Annotated in this window: 15 protein-coding genes and 1 tRNA gene; all 16 read left to right on the top strand. The window is 57.2% G+C overall.

What is annotated here, in order from left to right; genetic code table 11:
* The first annotated feature begins 65 nt into the window (after positions 1-65).
* The 16 genes from FIV08_RS10675 to yajC all read left to right on the top strand — a co-directional run bounded on the left by FIV08_RS10675 (position 66) and on the right by yajC (position 15,014).
* Positions 66-641: a nitroreductase gene (locus tag FIV08_RS10675; protein ID WP_072677153.1), complete on the top strand. Its 576-nt coding sequence runs from the start codon at positions 66-68 to the stop codon at positions 639-641.
* Between the two features lie 234 nt (positions 642-875).
* A complete protein-coding gene (flgB, locus tag FIV08_RS10670; protein ID WP_072677154.1) occupies positions 876-1,274 on the top strand; it encodes a flagellar basal body rod protein FlgB in 399 nt (132 codons plus the stop codon).
* A 32-nt stretch (positions 1,275-1,306) separates the two neighbouring features.
* Positions 1,307-1,759 carry a flagellar basal body rod protein FlgC gene (gene flgC / locus FIV08_RS10665; RefSeq protein WP_072677155.1) on the top strand — a complete coding sequence of 151 codons (453 nt, stop codon included), beginning with the start codon at positions 1,307-1,309 and terminating at the stop codon, positions 1,757-1,759.
* 17 nt (positions 1,760-1,776) lie between these two features.
* Positions 1,777-2,454 carry a flagellar hook assembly protein FlgD gene (locus tag FIV08_RS10660; protein ID WP_072677156.1) on the top strand — a complete coding sequence of 226 codons (678 nt, stop codon included), beginning with the start codon at positions 1,777-1,779 and terminating at the stop codon, positions 2,452-2,454.
* A 28-nt stretch (positions 2,455-2,482) separates the two neighbouring features.
* Positions 2,483-4,384: a flagellar hook protein FlgE gene (locus FIV08_RS10655; RefSeq protein ID WP_152438291.1), complete on the top strand. Its 1,902-nt coding sequence runs from the start codon at positions 2,483-2,485 to the stop codon at positions 4,382-4,384.
* Between the two features lie 73 nt (positions 4,385-4,457).
* Positions 4,458-5,210: a flagellar basal body rod protein FlgF gene (locus FIV08_RS10650; protein WP_152438290.1), complete on the top strand. Its 753-nt coding sequence runs from the start codon at positions 4,458-4,460 to the stop codon at positions 5,208-5,210.
* Positions 5,211-5,288: 78 nt separating this feature from the next.
* Positions 5,289-6,077 (top strand): flagellar basal-body rod protein FlgG, encoded by a 789-nt coding sequence (gene flgG / locus FIV08_RS10645; RefSeq protein WP_058091106.1) that lies wholly within the window; start codon positions 5,289-5,291, stop codon positions 6,075-6,077.
* Positions 6,078-6,080: 3 nt separating this feature from the next.
* A complete protein-coding gene (gene flgH / locus FIV08_RS10640) occupies positions 6,081-6,782 on the top strand; it encodes a flagellar basal body L-ring protein FlgH (protein WP_152438289.1) in 702 nt (233 codons plus the stop codon).
* On the top strand, positions 6,779-7,873 hold the full coding sequence (locus FIV08_RS10635; protein ID WP_061332137.1) for a flagellar basal body P-ring protein FlgI: 1,095 nt from the start codon (positions 6,779-6,781) through the stop codon (positions 7,871-7,873). The genes flgH and FIV08_RS10635 overlap by 4 nt, the downstream gene beginning before the upstream one ends.
* 8 nt (positions 7,874-7,881) lie before the next feature.
* On the top strand, positions 7,882-8,877 hold the full coding sequence (flgJ, locus tag FIV08_RS10630) for a flagellar assembly peptidoglycan hydrolase FlgJ (protein WP_061332139.1): 996 nt from the start codon (positions 7,882-7,884) through the stop codon (positions 8,875-8,877).
* Positions 8,878-8,883: 6 nt separating this feature from the next.
* Positions 8,884-10,914: a flagellar hook-associated protein FlgK gene (gene flgK, locus FIV08_RS10625; protein ID WP_152438288.1), complete on the top strand. Its 2,031-nt coding sequence runs from the start codon at positions 8,884-8,886 to the stop codon at positions 10,912-10,914.
* Between the two features lie 16 nt (positions 10,915-10,930).
* On the top strand, positions 10,931-12,178 hold the full coding sequence (flgL, locus tag FIV08_RS10620; protein ID WP_152438287.1) for a flagellar hook-associated protein FlgL: 1,248 nt from the start codon (positions 10,931-10,933) through the stop codon (positions 12,176-12,178).
* Positions 12,179-12,260: 82 nt separating this feature from the next.
* A tRNA-Leu gene (locus FIV08_RS10615) sits at positions 12,261-12,347 on the top strand.
* Between the two features lie 40 nt (positions 12,348-12,387).
* Positions 12,388-13,473: a tRNA preQ1(34) S-adenosylmethionine ribosyltransferase-isomerase QueA gene (gene queA / locus FIV08_RS10610; RefSeq protein WP_072677163.1), complete on the top strand. Its 1,086-nt coding sequence runs from the start codon at positions 12,388-12,390 to the stop codon at positions 13,471-13,473.
* A gap of 14 nt (positions 13,474-13,487) precedes the next feature.
* Positions 13,488-14,609 (top strand): tRNA guanosine(34) transglycosylase Tgt, encoded by a 1,122-nt coding sequence (tgt, locus tag FIV08_RS10605; RefSeq protein WP_072678200.1) that lies wholly within the window; start codon positions 13,488-13,490, stop codon positions 14,607-14,609.
* A gap of 42 nt (positions 14,610-14,651) precedes the next feature.
* Positions 14,652-15,014, top strand: coding sequence for a preprotein translocase subunit YajC (yajC, locus tag FIV08_RS10600; protein WP_072677164.1), 363 nt, complete (start codon positions 14,652-14,654; stop codon positions 15,012-15,014).
* Positions 15,015-15,025 lie beyond the last annotated feature (11 nt).

Raw genomic sequence — 15,025 nt, 5'->3', positions numbered from 1 at the left:
TTCTATGTGTAGTTACTACTAAAGGTTAACAGTATTAAGTGTAACCCACAATTCGGTGAGCCAGTATGACGTCCGTAACCCGTTTCCTGCTTGAGAGAGCATCCGAACCCCGTTTAGAAGAGCCGGCACCGCCCCGGCACATAGTGGATGTGGCATTTCAGTGCGCCGCCAGGGCGCCTGACCATGCCCTGCTAAGGCCATGGCGCTACCTTGTGGTGGAGGGAGAAGCCCGGCACGCCCTGGGCGAACTGTTTGCCAGCGCGTGCCCTGAAACTGCCAGTGAGCAGGAAATCGAGAAAGCCCGGCGCGCGCCTCTGCGAGCGCCAATGGTCATTGTGGGCATTGCAGCGCCACAATCCCACCCGAAAGTGCCCGAGGTTGAACAGTTGATGTCTGCCGCAGTGGGCATGAGCTTCCTGGGGCTTGCCCTGCGGGATGCCGGTTATGGCGCGATGTGGCGTACCGGGGGCGTGGCTTATCATCCCGAGGTTCTTGAAGGGTTGGGCCTGGAGCCGGGGGAGTCGGTTGTTGGTTTCCTGTATACCGGAACGGTGTCTGTTGAAAAACCGTCTGTGCCGCGCCCTGAGACCAAGGCTTTTGTAAAGGCATGGCGCGGTCCCGGTCGCCAGGAGGGCTGGTAACCGTCCAGATGTGATCCCGTTAGCGGCAATCCGTTTATCCGCCAAGGGAAACGGTTTGCCGCCTTTGCCCGAAACTCCACCCTGTTGCCGCTCACTTTCTGATCATGCTCCTCCGAAAGCCCTGTCGCCCAAGCGCTCCATGAAACTGGCACCACCTTTGCTTTAACTCTCTCAGAACGCAAATCCGGCAAGCCGCCGTTCAAGCGGTGCCGGTGCAGAATTCCGGAGGCAGTCATGGCAATTACATTTGATAGGGCACTGGGTATACACGAGCACGCACTTCAGGCCCGGGTGCAGCGTGCGGAAGTACTCGCCAATAACCTGGCCAATGCCGATACCCCTGGCTACAAGGCCAGGGATATCGATTTTCGCGCGATGATGCAGAAGGCGCAGGAATCTGTCAGTGGTCTGCAGATGGCGACCACGCACCATGGCCACATGGACACTTCCAGCCCGGGCAGTGACGGTGAACTGCTGTACCGCAATCCGCACCAGCCGTCTGTCGACGGCAATACCGTGGATGCCCAGGAAGAGCAGAGCCGCTTCATGCGCAATGCCATGGACTACCAGGCCAGCTTCCAGTTTTTGAGCAGCAAGTTTTCCGGATTGACCAAAGCCCTGAAGGGTGAGTAAGCCGCAGTCATTTACGATTTGAGGAGATTGCCATGTCACTGGGCAACATTTTTGACATCGCCGGTTCCGGCATGACCGCACAATCCCTGCGGCTGAATACTACGGCTTCCAACATTGCGAACGCCGAGACTGCCAGTTCCAGCACGGAGAATGCTTACCGGGCACGCAAACCGGTCTTCGCCGCCATTCAGCAGGCCATGCTGAATCCGGACCAACAGCAGAGTTTCGGCACCAGCCTGAATGAAGGTCCCGGCGCCGGTGTGCGGGTTGAGGGGATTCTCGAAAGCGATGCAGAGTTGCAGATGCGCTACGAGCCTAACCACCCTGCTGCCAATGAAGACGGTTACGTGTTCTACCCGAACGTGAATGTGGTTGAGGAAATGGCAGACATGATGTCTTCCTCCCGCAGTTTCCAGATGAACGTGGACGTCATGAACACTGCCAAGTCCATGATGCAACGAATCCTGACGCTGGGTCAGCAGTAAATAGTGAGGAGTGAGTCATGAGTGCAGTGAATTCGGCTTCGGCCTCAGACGTACTGAGCCAGTATCGGATCAATCAGGACGACAAGGCCCGGGGCGGCAGCGAGCTTGGCAAAGACGCTTTCATGGAACTAATGCTCGCCCAGCTTAAAAACCAGAACCCGTTAGAGCCCCAGGACAACGGTGATTTTATCTCCCAGCTGGCGCAGTTCAGCTCCCTGGAAGAAATGCAGAACCTGTCGGGCACCGTTGAGGATGTGGCCGGACAGTTCCGTTCCAGTCAGGCGCTGCAGGCCTCTGCAATGGTTGGCAAGACCGTTCTTGCGCCTTCCAGTGTGGGGATTTTGGGTAATGATGGCGAGATTACCGGAACCATCGAAGTGCCAGCATCTACCGGTGGGCTGCGGTTGTCGGTGATGAACCAGAGCGGTGAGCTGGTGCGCCAGATTGATATGGGCAGCAGTCAGGCCGGTGTGGTGTCGTTCCGTTGGGATGGCGAGGACGGCAACGGCAATCCTTTGCCGCCTGGACCGTACCAGATTGTCGCGCAGGGATCTTATCCGTCCGGCCCTGAACAACTCGGTACCATGGTTAGCGCCAATGTAGACAGTGTGTCCCTGGGTAAGGGCGGTTCCATTACTCTCAATCTTGCCGGTATGGGTTCCATTGCCCTGTCCGATGTAAAACAAATTAACTGATCCGGTGTCAGACCAGGAGGTATAAGTCATGGCATTTAATACAGGTTTGAGCGGCCTTCGGGCGGCCTCGGTTGATCTGGATGTCACCGGCAACAACATTGCCAACGCCAGTACGGTGGGCTTTAAAGGCAGCAAGGTGCAGTTTGGCGATCTGTACGCCAGCGGCTTTCTGAGCGGCGGCACTAATCCGATCGGTGATGGCGTGCGCGTTCAGGACGTCAAGCAGTCCTTCGGCCAGGGTAACATCAGCTTCACTGATAACGGCCTGGACATGGCCATCAGCGGTGACGGCTTCTTTATCCTGAACAACAACGGTGAAATTCGTTATTCCCGGGCCGGCCAGTTCGGTATCGATAAAGACGGGTTCGTCACCAACAACCAGAACATGCGGGTTCAGGGTTTTACCGCGGATGACGACGGCAACCTGTCTGGTATTCGGGGTGATCTGCAGATCGAGACTGACAACCTGGCGCCACGCCGTACCACCAATCTGCGATCCGATCTGAACCTGGACTCCCGGCAATCTGTGCTGGAAAGCCGGGTAGTGGACTTCCAAACGGTTTCCATGGGTGATCTGACCGTAGACGATGTCTTCCGTGTCGCCTACTCGGATGGCACCAACTCGCCGGACATCACCATTCCTGCTGGTTCCACCGCGAGAGACGCCGCGGGCATCATCAATCAGCAGCGCGGGTTGTCGGCGTCTGCCACCACGGCGGTCACCCTAGGTCAGGAATTCTCAATTACCGATCTGGAAGATGCGTTGGCGGCTGGCGATACTGAATTCCGGATAGAGCTGGATGGCCAGAATGTGCCTATCTCACTCAGCGGGGTCAGTTCATTGCAGGGGCTTGTAGACGCCATCAACGCCTCCAGCGCCACAAGCCTGTCTGCCTCCCTGGTTGATGGCGGAAGCGATATCCGGATTATCGATAACCGTGGCTCAAATGTGGGTATCAGTTTCGCCAGCACCGATGCCGGGGTAAACCAGCCGCTTGAGGTGTTCCAGGGCGATGTGAATATTCAGTCTGACCGCACGGTTCAGGATATTCTTCCGGTTGGCGCGAGCAGCGAGATTGCCGATGCTTTTGCTGGCGGCGACCTGAGGATTACCAATTCCTTCAATCCCCTGGACCAGAGAACCTACAACCACGCCACCTCAACCACCATTTTTGACAGCCTGGGTAATTCTCACGAGCTGACCCAGTTCTTCGTCAAGAATCCTTCGCCTGGTAACGGCGTGGGTGTTAGTGAGTGGTCGGTCTATTTGCAGATTGATGGTGAGCTGGTGGCCGGTACAGACACCTCTCCGTACACAGCACGCTTCAACGAAGATGGCACCTTGCAGTCCATCAACGGTGACCCGAACGGTGAGATTGTGGTTACCGACTGGATTCCGAAAGACCCGAATGGCGAACCGAATGGTGCCGATGGCCCACCACTGCCGGGTGAAGAGGTGGTGACACCGATTCCCGAGCCGCCGACTACCTCGGCCTTCGTGGTGGACCTTGGGAATACCACCCAGTACGGCGCCAACTTCGGTGTCAACGACCAGCGCCAGAACGGCTACAGCACGGGTCGCCTCTCTGGCCTGGATGTGTCTGACCAGGGGGTTATCTTTGCCCGGTATACCAACGGGCAATCCAAGTCCCTGGGCCAGGTGGCGTTGGCGTCATTCAACAACACCAATGGGTTGTCGCCGGTGGGTGAGACCACCTGGGTAGAAACCTTTGAGTCTGGCCAGCCGATTATCGGTGCGCCAGACACCGGCACCCTTGGTTCCATCAAGGCAAGCTCGGTGGAAGAGTCCAACGTGGACCTCTCCGCAGAACTGGTTAACCTGATCATTGCCCAGCGCAATTACCAGGCTAACGCCAAGACCATTGAAACCTCCGATGCGGTCACCCAGACCATCATCAACCTCCGGTAAAGCCCTTCCATAAACATGGCATGACTCCTGCAGGATGACTGGAAACAGTCAAAATTCCGGCAGGAGTTTGCCCATGGACAAAGCCCTTTATATTGGAATGTCTGGCGCCAAGCAGAACATGCTGGCCCAGCGTGCCCATGCCAATAACCTGGCAAACGTGAACACCACCGGCTTCAAAAAGGATTTTGCCCAGGCCCGCAGTATGCCTGTGTTTGGTGAACACCATCCCACCCGCGCCTACGCCATGACCGAGCGCCCCGGTACCGATTTGTCCGCCGGCGCCCTGATGGACACCGGTCGCAAACTGGATGTTGCGGTGGAAGGCGATGGCTGGCTGGCAGTGCAGAACGATCTGGGTGAAGAAGTGTTTACCCGCAGCGGCAGCCTCCAGGTGGATGTGAACGGACTGGTTCGCCTCGCCAGCGGTGAGCTGGTGTTGGGTAATGGTGGTCCTGTGGCCCTGCCGCCCTTTGACAACCTGCAGGTAGGGGCAGACGGCACCATCTCTATTGTGCCCGTGGGTGGTCCGCCGGATCAGCTGGTTGAAGTGGACCGCCTGAAGCTGGTGAACCCGCCGGGCAATGCCCTCGAGAAGGGATTGGATGGATTCATCCGCCGTAAGCAGGACCAGGCCCTGGATGGCCCGGAGCCGCCGGATGCAGCTATGCGCGTCGCCACTGGTTTTCTGGAAAGTTCCAACGTGAATGCTGTGGAAGAAATGATTGCCAACCTGCAGTTGTCCCGTCAGTACGAGATGCAGGTGAAGGTCATGTCGACTGCCAACGAGAATTCCGAGGCTGCGGCACGACTGTTGCAGAACCTTTGATAACACTGAGAACAGATCATCCACTGGCCTCAAGCGGCAAAGAATCGCCGCTGCAGCCGGCGGGTAAGGAGTAGAGCAATGCATCCAGCACTTTGGGTCAGCAAAACCGGGTTGAGCGCACAGGACACCAACATGTCCACCATCTCAAACAACCTGGCCAACGTGAACACCACCGGCTTCAAGCGTGACCGGGCGGTATTTCAGGATCTCCTTTACCAGATCAACCGGCAGCCGGGTGGTCTGAGCACCGAGAACACCGAGCTTCCGTCTGGCCTGCAACTGGGTACCGGGGTGAGGGTGGTTGGCACGGCCAAGCAGTTCAGCCAGGGCAACCTGCAGATTACCGATCAGCCCCTGGACTTGGCCGTTAATGGCCGTGGCTTCTTCCAGATTGAGCTACCGGATGGCCAGATCGCCTATACCCGCGATGGCCAGTTCCAATTGAATGCCGACGGCGATGTGGTAACGCCCGATGGCTACCCGCTGGAACCCAACATCAACGTGCCGGAAGACGCGACCAACATAACGATTGGTAAGGATGGCACCGTAACCGTGGTGACCGATGACCAGGCTGCGCCTATCAACCTTGGCCAGATCACCCTGGTGGACTTCATCAACCCCCAGGGCTTGCAGGCCATCGGCAACAACCTGTTCAAGGAAACCAATGCCAGTGGCGACCCGGCAGAGGGTGAGCCAGGGCTGGCTGGTTTGGGAAATATCGAGCAGGGCACCATTGAGTCATCCAACGTCGAAGTGGTGGAAGAGCTGGTCAATATGATCACCACCCAGCGGGCCTATGAGATGAACTCCAAGGTGGTGTCCACCACCGATCAGATGCTCCAGTTCATTACCAATAACATCGGGTAAGTTATGAACATCATTCATCACACCTTCAAGAAAGAACGGTTCGCCACCCTGGCACTGGTGGGTGTGCTGATTGTTCTTCAGGGCTGTACCGCCATGAGCCGCCCCCGGGCATTGCCAGACGACCCGGCATACGCACCGGTGCGCGCCCAGGCCATGATGCAGCGTGACCCGGACTCCGGCGCCATCTTCCAGCCGACCCGTAACTACAGTCTTTATGGCGACACCAAGGCACTGAACATCGGTGACGTGCTGACCGTTAATCTGCGCGAATCCACCCGCGCCAGTAAAAGCGCCGAAACCAGCATTACCAAAGACCAGGAGCTGAGCCTCCCTGAACCGAGTATTTTCGGTAAAAACAATATCGGGCTGAACGCCCGGGCCAATTTCGAACGGGATTTCAGCGGCTCCGCCGAAGCGGACCAGAGCAACAGTTTGGCTGGCAGCATTACGGTAACCGTAACAGAAGTGCTGCCCAATGGCGTATTGCGTATCCGGGGTGAGAAATGGCTGTCATTAACCAATGGCGATGAATATATCCGCCTGACAGGACTGGTTCGGCCGCAGGATATCGCGCCGGATAATACCGTGGCCTCCAACCGCGTAGCGGATGCCCGCTTTGCCTATGGCGGCACCGGTGACTTCGACCAGGCCAACCAGATGGGCTGGCTGGCGCGGTTCTTCAACAGTGAGTGGTGGCCGCTATGATGCGCCGAATGATTGCTGTGTTCGCGTTGCTGGCAGTGTGTGCCTCTCCGGTGATGGCTGACCGCCTGAAGGATCTGGCCAAGGTAAAAGGTGTCCGTAACAACCAGTTGATCGGTTACGGCCTGGTGGTGGGCCTGGACGGTACCGGCGATAAAGCGCCGTTCACCAACCAGACCTTCCGCAACATGATGAATCAGTTCGGCATCACTCTGCCGGATGGCGTTAACCCGAACCTGGCTAATGTGGCGGCGGTTACCGTGAGTGCCACTTTGCCGCCTTTTGCCAAATCTGGTCAGGAGCTGGACATCACCGTGTCTTCCATCGGTAACGCAGACAGCCTGCGGGGTGGCACGCTTCTGATGACGCCGCTCAAAGGCGCTGATGGCCAGGTGTATGCCATGGCCCAGGGCAGCCTGGTGGTGGGTGGCTTCGGTGCCCAGGGGCAGGACGGCTCCCGGATTACGGTGAACGTGCCCAGTGTTGGCCGGATTCCTAACGGTGCCACCATCGAGCGTGAAGTGGAATCGCCGTTTACTCGTGGCGACACCATAACCTTCAACCTGATGAGAGCCGACTTCACCACCGCCCGCCGGGTAGTGGAAGCCATCAACGATACGCTTGGGCCGGATATGGCCTACGCCCACGATGCAACCGCGATTTCCGTACGGGCACCGCGGGACCCGTCGCAGCGGGTCAGCTTCCTGTCGATTCTCGAGAACATTGAAGTGGAGCCGGCTGAAGAGGCCGCGCGGGTGGTCATTAACAGCCGCACCGGCACCATTGTGGTTGGCCAGAATGTGCGGGTCAGCCCGGCGGCGGTCACCCACGGCAATCTGACCGTGACCATTCAGGAAAACCCGGAAGTGGTGCAGCCCAATCCGTTTGCCCAGGGTGACACTGCGTTGCAGCAAAACACCCAGATAGCGGTGACGGAAGACCCGGCCAGAATGTTCCAGTTTGGCCCTGCAACCACCCTTAACGAGATCGTTCAAGCCGTTAACCAGGTGGGAGCAGCACCCGGGGATGTCATGGCGGTGCTTGAAGCCCTGAAAACGGCTGGCGCTCTGCGCGCCGAGCTGATCGTGATCTAGGTGTAGCCATGCAGGACTATCGCGTACAACAGGCCGAGATCTACACCGACTTCAGTGGGCTGAACGCCCTGAAGACCCAGGCGAGATCGGATAAACAGGCAGCCCTGGAGCAGGTGGCGCGCCAGTTTGAAAGTCTGTTTCTGGCGGAAATGCTGAAATCCATGCGTAAGGCCGGCGAGGCCTTTGCCGAGGGTAATTACCTCAACAGCAACGAATCCGAGTTCTACCGGGACATGTTCGACAGCCAGGTGAGTTTAAGCATGTCTGGCGGCAGTGGAACAGGTCTTGCTGAGGCGCTGGTCCGGCAACTGAGCCGCGATGTGCCCGGCATGGCCAGTAATGGCGAGCGGCTGGCGGGGCACAAGGCCACCCTGGCGGACTATGACCGCAGTATGCCGGCGATATCCCGCAACTTGCCAGAGCAGCTGAAGGCCATCGATGAAATGACTCAGGCGGCCGAACAGAAGCAGCCCGAGCAAACCGTGACGGCGGCAGAGTTACCATTGACCTTTGAATCACCGGAGCACTTTGTCGCTGAGTTGATGCCATTTGCCGAGCGCATCGGTAAGGAAAGCGGCATTGACCCCAGGTTGATGGTGGCCCAGGCGGCGTTGGAAACCGGTTGGGGGCGCCACATGATCAAAGGGGATGGCGACCAGCCCAGTTTCAATCTGTTCGGTATCAAGGCCGATACCCGCTGGGGCGGTGACGCCGTGACCATCACCACCACCGAATTCCGTGGCGGTGTGCCCATGAAGGAGCGCGCTGACTTCCGGGCTTACCCGGATTACGAGGCGAGCTTCAGGGATTACGTGGATTTCCTTCACAGCAACCCCCGGTACCGGGATGTGCTGTCGTCAGCCGACCAGCCTGAAGTCTTTGCAGACAAGCTTCAGGAAGCCGGTTATGCAACTGATCCGGAGTATGGTTCCAAGATACGCCGGATTATGAACAGGGATTCTCTGATGACGCTGTCCATGAACAGCGACGTGCCGAGGGAGTAAAGCATCATGGCAGGGTTGATCGGAATCGGTTTGACCGGGGTGCTCAGTCATCAGACAGCGCTGAACACCACCGCCAATAACATCACCAATGCAAACACACCCGGTTACAGCCGGCAGGAAGTGCAATTCGATACCCAGGAAGGGCGGCGTACTGGTGCCGGTACCATTGGCAGTGGGGTGTCCATTTCCAACATTCGCCGGCTGGCGGATGAGTACCTGACCCAGCAGTTGCGGGAAGACAGCACGCTGTTCGGAGAACAGAATGCCCTGAACGCTGAGCTTACCCGGCTGGATAACCTGCTGGGGGGCGAAAGCACCGGGTTGAACAACGCCCTGAACAATTTCTTTGCGGCCCTGCAGAATGCGGCGGAAGACCCGGCTTCACTGCCTCAACGCCAGCTGGTGTTGAGTGAGGCTCAGCAGGTGGTGAATCGCTTCCAGGCGCTCAACCAGGAATTCATCCAGCAACGGGAATCGGTCAAAACCCAGATGCAGCAAGGCGTGAAAGACGCCAATTCTCTGCTCAAGAGCATCGCCGATCTGAACCTGGCTATTTCTGAGTCTCCGGGCCTGGCCCAGGGCAAGATGCCCCTGGAGCTGATGGACAAGCGGGATCAGAAGCTCAAGGAGTTGTCGGAACTGGTGGGCATTCGGGTTACCCAGACCGAAGGCAGCCAGGTGAATGTGTCGCTCGCCAATGGCCTGTCGCTGGTGACCGGTGCCAATGCCTCCCAGTTTTCTACCCGCACCAGTGCAGAAGACCCCACCCGCCTGGAATTCACCCTGACCACCAGTGGCCGCACCCTGCAGGTGGATGAACAGATCAATGGCGGCAAGCTCGGCGGCCTGCGCCGGTTTGATCAGGAGGCCCTGAAACCCGCGTTTGATGAGTTGGGGCGGTTGGCCGTAGCCATTTCTGCGTCCATCAACCATCAGCATGAAATCGGGATGGATCTTGAGGGTGATCTGGGCGGTAACTTCTTTACCGACGTTAACGACATCGGGCTCCAGCGCAGTAGGGTTGTGCCCAACGCTAACAATGCAGATCCCAAAAATGGCCAGCTGGCGGTTGAGATTACCGATAGCAGCCTGCTACCGGCGGGAACCTGGACGCTGCAGTTCAGCGGCGACGGCAGGAATTTTGAGTTGATCGATTCCGCCACCGGCAAAACTGTCAATCAGGGCCGATTGCCAGACCCGGTGCAGTCCGAGATTTCCATGCCTGGTTTTAATATTCGGGTGGAAGGCGGGCAGTTCAATGCGGGCGACAAGTACCTGATCCAGCCGAGCCGAAATGCCGCTGAGAATATTAAGCTGAACGTTCTGAGGGAAGAAGATCTGGCATTCGCCAGCCCGATCCGGGCGAGCGCGGATGATGCCAACCTGGGAACCGCCAAGATCAATCAGGGCAACATGCTGAACGTTCGCAACCCGAACACCAATGCCCTGTTGCCGGGGTTTGAAACCCGGGGTGAGCTGGCGAACGGGCCTTTGGAGATACGATTCAGCAATGATGGCACCGACGTTACCTACACCATATTCGATGGTAATGGTGACCCGTTGAATCCTGCGAACCTGGCCTATGATCCGCAGCGGATTAACACCATTTTCAGTAACGATCCGACCGCTGGCGACCTCTACCAGGGCTACCAGTTCGAAATGACCGGCGAGCCGGCCGACGGTGATGTGTTCACCATTGGTTATAACAGCAACGGCATATCCGACAACCGAAATGCTGAGCTGCTGGCCGCCTTGGGTACCGCCAATACGTTGAACGGTGGCCGGCAAAGCTTCACCGAGGGCTATGCGGGCCTGGTCGAGGATATTGGCGTCAAAACACGCCAGAGCCAGCTTGATAAAGAGGCTGGTAAAACGTTGCTGGAGCAATCCAATAACCAGCGTGAATCGATCTCCGGCGTGAACCTGGATGAGGAAGCCGGCAAGCTGATTCAGTATCAGGCGGCCTATAACGCGTCGGCACAGGTTATGTCTGTAGCGCAGGACCTGTTCAACACCTTGTTGCAGAGCTTCCGGTAAGGCGAGGTAAACGAAAATGATCCGGATTTCATCTCAGCAGATTTTCTCTGGCGGCATCAGCCGGATGCAGGATGTAAACAGCAACCTGGTGAAAACCCAGGAGCAGATTTCCACCGGCAAAAAGGTCAACAGACCCTCCGATGACCCGGTGGCTGCCGCACGCATCCTGAAGCTCAATCAGGAGGTCAAGCGCATAGAGACTTATGAGCGCAACGCCAACCTTGCCGATAACCGCATCAAACAGGAAGAGAGCACCCTGGCCAGTGCGGTGGATATCATCCAGCGGGTGAGGGAACTGACGGTTCAGGCGGGTAGCGGCTCGTTGTCTGCCAACGATCGCCAATCCATTTCCGCCGAGCTTAAAGAGCGGCTGGGCCAGCTGGCGAACATTGCCAACACCCGGGATGCGTCCGGTGAATACATTTTCAGCGGCTTTCAGGGCAGTACCCCGGCATTTGCCAAGGACGACTTTGGCGCCTGGAAATATCAGGGCGATGAGGGCCAGCGGGTACTTGAAATAGATGACGGCGTGACAGTGCCCATCAGCGACCATGGCAAGGGCATTTTTGTGAACGTGCCAGCGGCGGTTTCGGTTACTGGTTCGGATGACGGCACGGGCACTGGTGTTGCTGCCCAGGGTTATGTGTCCGGGTTGGAGCTGATTGCACCGAAAGATCTGAAAGACGCGTTCAGCCCGGCGGTTCCCGATGACCTGACTGTAAGGGTGTTTGACGACGGGACCGGTACCCTGAATATTGAAGTGGAAGACCCACGCACAGGCACGTTGCTGACGACACAACCCTCGCCGGCGGTGCCTGGTGAGGAGTTTGTGGTGGCTGGTCTTCGTATGACCGTTAACGATGCCGCCGATGGTGACGAATTTACACTGGGTATCAGCGACAAGCAGTCCATTTTTGGCACCATTGAGAAGCTGATCGCTGGTCTGGACAGCATCGACAAGGCGACACCGAAATCCAGCGCCGAATACGATGCGCTCATTGCGGAATCGTTGACTAACCTGGACAACGGCCAGGAGTCCATCATTCTCAAGCAAACTGAGCTGGGTGGCCGGTTGAATGCCATCGAATCCACTTCGTCATTTCTGGAGGATTCGGGGCTGTACACCAAGGAAATACGTTCACAGCTGCAAGACGTGGATTATGCCGAGGCGATCAGTAATCTGAGCTTCCAGAGCTTTGTGTTACAGGCGGCACAACAGTCGTTTGCACAGATTTCCAGGCTCTCTTTGTTCGATCGTCTGTAATTGGCTGAGGCGGTAGGAGATTTTTACTCCCCGCCCGGTTGCTTTCAGATTCAGGCTCAGTATAATCCTCCCACTCTCCGATGGCGGCGTGGTGAAATTGGTAGACACGACGGATTCAAAATCCGTTGGGGTAAAACCCGTGGCGGTTCGAGTCCGCCCGCCGCTACCACTTATTGGCCGCAACCTGCGGCATCGTGAATAGCCGGCCCATGAACGTCTCCGATTTTCATTTTGACCTGCCGGACGAGCTCATCGCCCGTTACCCGCTCAAGCAACGCAGTGCGTCCCGACTGCTGGCACTCGAAGGCCTTACCGGCCAGACCCAACACCTAAACTTCACCGATCTCCCCGGCCTGTTACAGCCTGGCGATCTTCTGGTATTCAACAATACCCGTGTGATTCCGGCCCGCTTGTTTGGCCAGAAGGAAACCGGTGGTCGTGTTGAAATCCTGGTGGAGCGCCTGTTGGGTGAGTATGAATTGCTGGCCCACGCCCGTGCCTCAAAGGCTGTTAAAGAAGGCCAGAAGGTCATCCTGGAAGATGGCTCTGCTCTGCGCATGGTGGGCCGGGACGACGCACTTTTCCGGTTTGTATACGAGGGCCGTGAGCCTGTTCTGGATGTGCTGGAACGTATTGGGCACATGCCCTTGCCGCCGTACATGGAGCGGGATGATGACCAGTCTGACCGGGAGCGATATCAAACCGTCTATGCCAAAGAAGCAGGCGCTGTGGCGGCGCCAACGGCAGGGCTGCATTTCGACGACGACATACTTGAGGTCCTCAAGAGCAACGGCATTGAGTTTGCGTATGTAACCCTTCATGTAGGTGCGGGAACCTTCCAGCCGGTGCGGGTCGACAAAATCGAAGACCACCTGATGCATAGCGAAGTGGCCCATGTTCCCCAGGAGACGGTGGATGCGGTTGAGCGCACAAGGGCCCGGGGAGGCCGGGTAGTAGCGGTTGGCACTACCTCCGTTCGCTCGCTCGAATCGGCCAGTCGGGGAGGGCGCCTGAATGCCTTCCGTGGCGAAACCGATATCTTTATTTACCCTGGCTACCGTTTTCAGACGGTTGACGCCATGATCACCAATTTCCATTTGCCGGAGTCCACGCTGATCATGCTGGTCAGTGCTTTCGCCGGCTACCGTAATATCATGTCTGCCTATCAGGAAGCCGTTGAACAGCGGTACCGTTTTTTCAGTTACGGTGACGCCATGTTCCTGACCGCCCAGGAGCCAAGCCGGGGCATGCTGGCCGGGGCAAACCAGACCGAATCCCGTGGAGAATCCTTGTGAGCAATTCCTGTTTTATGTCGTTCGAGAAGCTGGGCGAAGACGGCAGAGCCCGCCGGGGCCGGCTGACCTTCCCCCGTGGAACGGTTGAAACGCCTGCGTTTATGCCGGTTGGTACTTACGGCACGGTTAAAGGGATGTTGCCAAGAGATATCGAGGCAATCGGCGCGGAAATTATCCTGGGTAACACCTTCCACTTGATGCTGCGCCCGGGCACGGAAGTGGTCAAGGCACACGGCGACTTGCACGATTTCACACAGTGGCAAGGGCCAATACTGACGGATTCCGGCGGCTTTCAGGTGTTCAGCCTGGGCGATATGCGCAAGATCACCGAGCAGGGCGTGACCTTCCGCTCGCCAGTAGACGGCTCAAAGGTGGAGTTGTCGCCGGAAATTGCCATTCAGGTGCAGCGTGACCTCGGTTCCGACATTGTCATGATATTTGATGAATGCACGCCGTATCCTGCTACCGAGAAGCAGGCAAAAGAATCCATGGAGCTGTCCCTTCGTTGGGCGGAACGCAGCAAGAAGGCTCATGAGGGCAATCCGGCGGCGTTGTTTGGTATTGTCCAGGGTGGCATGTACGAGTCCTTGCGGGACCGATCCCTGCAGGGACTGACCGATATCGGGTTTGATGGCTACGCCATTGGTGGTCTGTCGGTGGGCGAGCCGAAAGAAGACATGATTCGCATTCTGGACCATTTGCCTTCCAGAATGCCGGAAGACAAGCCTCGTTACCTGATGGGAGTTGGACGCCCGGAAGACATTGTTGAGGCAGTTCGCCGGGGGGTAGACATGTTTGACTGCGTTATGCCCACCCGTAACGCCCGGAATGGCTACCTGTTCACCTCGACCGGCATCGTCAAGATTCGTAATGCGAAGAATCGTCACGATACCGGCCCGCTGGATGAACGTTGTGACTGTTATACCTGTCAGAATTTCTCAAAGAGCTATCTGCATCATCTGGATAAGTGTGGTGAAATGTTGGGCGCGCAGCTCAATACCATCCACAATCTGCGCTTCTATCAGAACCTGATGAGTGGATTGCGTGGGGCCATTGAAGCAGGTACATTGTCCGACTTTATAAGCGAATTCTATGCCTTACGTGGCGAATCTGTGCCGCCGCTGGGTGAATCCTGAGCAATTTTTACCTCAATATCAGTCAATAAACGGAGAACCTGAATGAAATCAATCAAACTGCTCATCGTTGGTCTGCTGTCTCTGATGCCTGCACTTGCCGTGGCGCAGGATGCCGGTGCCCAGGGCATGAGCGTGATGGGTCAGATCATCTTCTTCGCCGGCTTTATCCTGATTTTCTACTTCCTGATCTGGCGCCCGCAGTCCAAGCGTGCCAAAGAGCATAAAGCGCTGATGTCCGGCCTGAACAAGGGCGACGAAGTGGTGACTTCCGGTGGCGTTGCCGGCCGCATCACCAAGGTGTCTGACGACTTCATCGTGCTGGAAGTGTCTGATAACGTCGAGATCAAGATTCAGAAAGTGGCGGTGGCTGCGGCGCTGCCCAAGGGCACACTGAAAGATATCTGAGCCAGTTGTGC

The sequence above is a fragment of the Marinobacter sp. THAF197a genome (assembly GCF_009363275.1).
Taxonomy (GTDB): Bacteria; Pseudomonadota; Gammaproteobacteria; order Pseudomonadales; family Oleiphilaceae; genus Marinobacter.
The sequence above is the reverse complement of the archived record's forward strand: the minus strand, read 5'-3'. Positions and strand labels throughout refer to the sequence as shown.

Bases quoted from the DNA above. Each gene is read 5' to 3' on its own strand.
- FIV08_RS10655 (WP_152438291.1), top strand. From the start codon at position 2,483: ATGGCATTTAATACAGGTTTGAGCGGCCTTCGGGCGGCCTCGGTTGAT.
- yajC (WP_072677164.1), top strand. From the start codon at position 14,652: ATGAAATCAATCAAACTGCTCATCGTTGGTCTGCTGTCTCTGATGCCT.
- FIV08_RS10675 (WP_072677153.1), top strand. From the start codon at position 66: ATGACGTCCGTAACCCGTTTCCTGCTTGAGAGAGCATCCGAACCCCGT.
- flgC (WP_072677155.1), top strand. From the start codon at position 1,307: ATGTCACTGGGCAACATTTTTGACATCGCCGGTTCCGGCATGACCGCA.
- flgG (WP_058091106.1), top strand. From the start codon at position 5,289: ATGCATCCAGCACTTTGGGTCAGCAAAACCGGGTTGAGCGCACAGGAC.
- flgH (WP_152438289.1), top strand. From the start codon at position 6,081: ATGAACATCATTCATCACACCTTCAAGAAAGAACGGTTCGCCACCCTG.
- flgJ (WP_061332139.1), top strand. From the start codon at position 7,882: ATGCAGGACTATCGCGTACAACAGGCCGAGATCTACACCGACTTCAGT.
- queA (WP_072677163.1), top strand. From the start codon at position 12,388: ATGAACGTCTCCGATTTTCATTTTGACCTGCCGGACGAGCTCATCGCC.
- flgL (WP_152438287.1), top strand. From the start codon at position 10,931: ATGATCCGGATTTCATCTCAGCAGATTTTCTCTGGCGGCATCAGCCGG.
- flgK (WP_152438288.1), top strand. From the start codon at position 8,884: ATGGCAGGGTTGATCGGAATCGGTTTGACCGGGGTGCTCAGTCATCAG.
- FIV08_RS10660 (WP_072677156.1), top strand. From the start codon at position 1,777: ATGAGTGCAGTGAATTCGGCTTCGGCCTCAGACGTACTGAGCCAGTAT.
- flgB (WP_072677154.1), top strand. From the start codon at position 876: ATGGCAATTACATTTGATAGGGCACTGGGTATACACGAGCACGCACTT.
- FIV08_RS10635 (WP_061332137.1), top strand. From the start codon at position 6,779: ATGATGCGCCGAATGATTGCTGTGTTCGCGTTGCTGGCAGTGTGTGCC.
- tgt (WP_072678200.1), top strand. From the start codon at position 13,488: ATGTCGTTCGAGAAGCTGGGCGAAGACGGCAGAGCCCGCCGGGGCCGG.
- FIV08_RS10650 (WP_152438290.1), top strand. From the start codon at position 4,458: ATGGACAAAGCCCTTTATATTGGAATGTCTGGCGCCAAGCAGAACATG.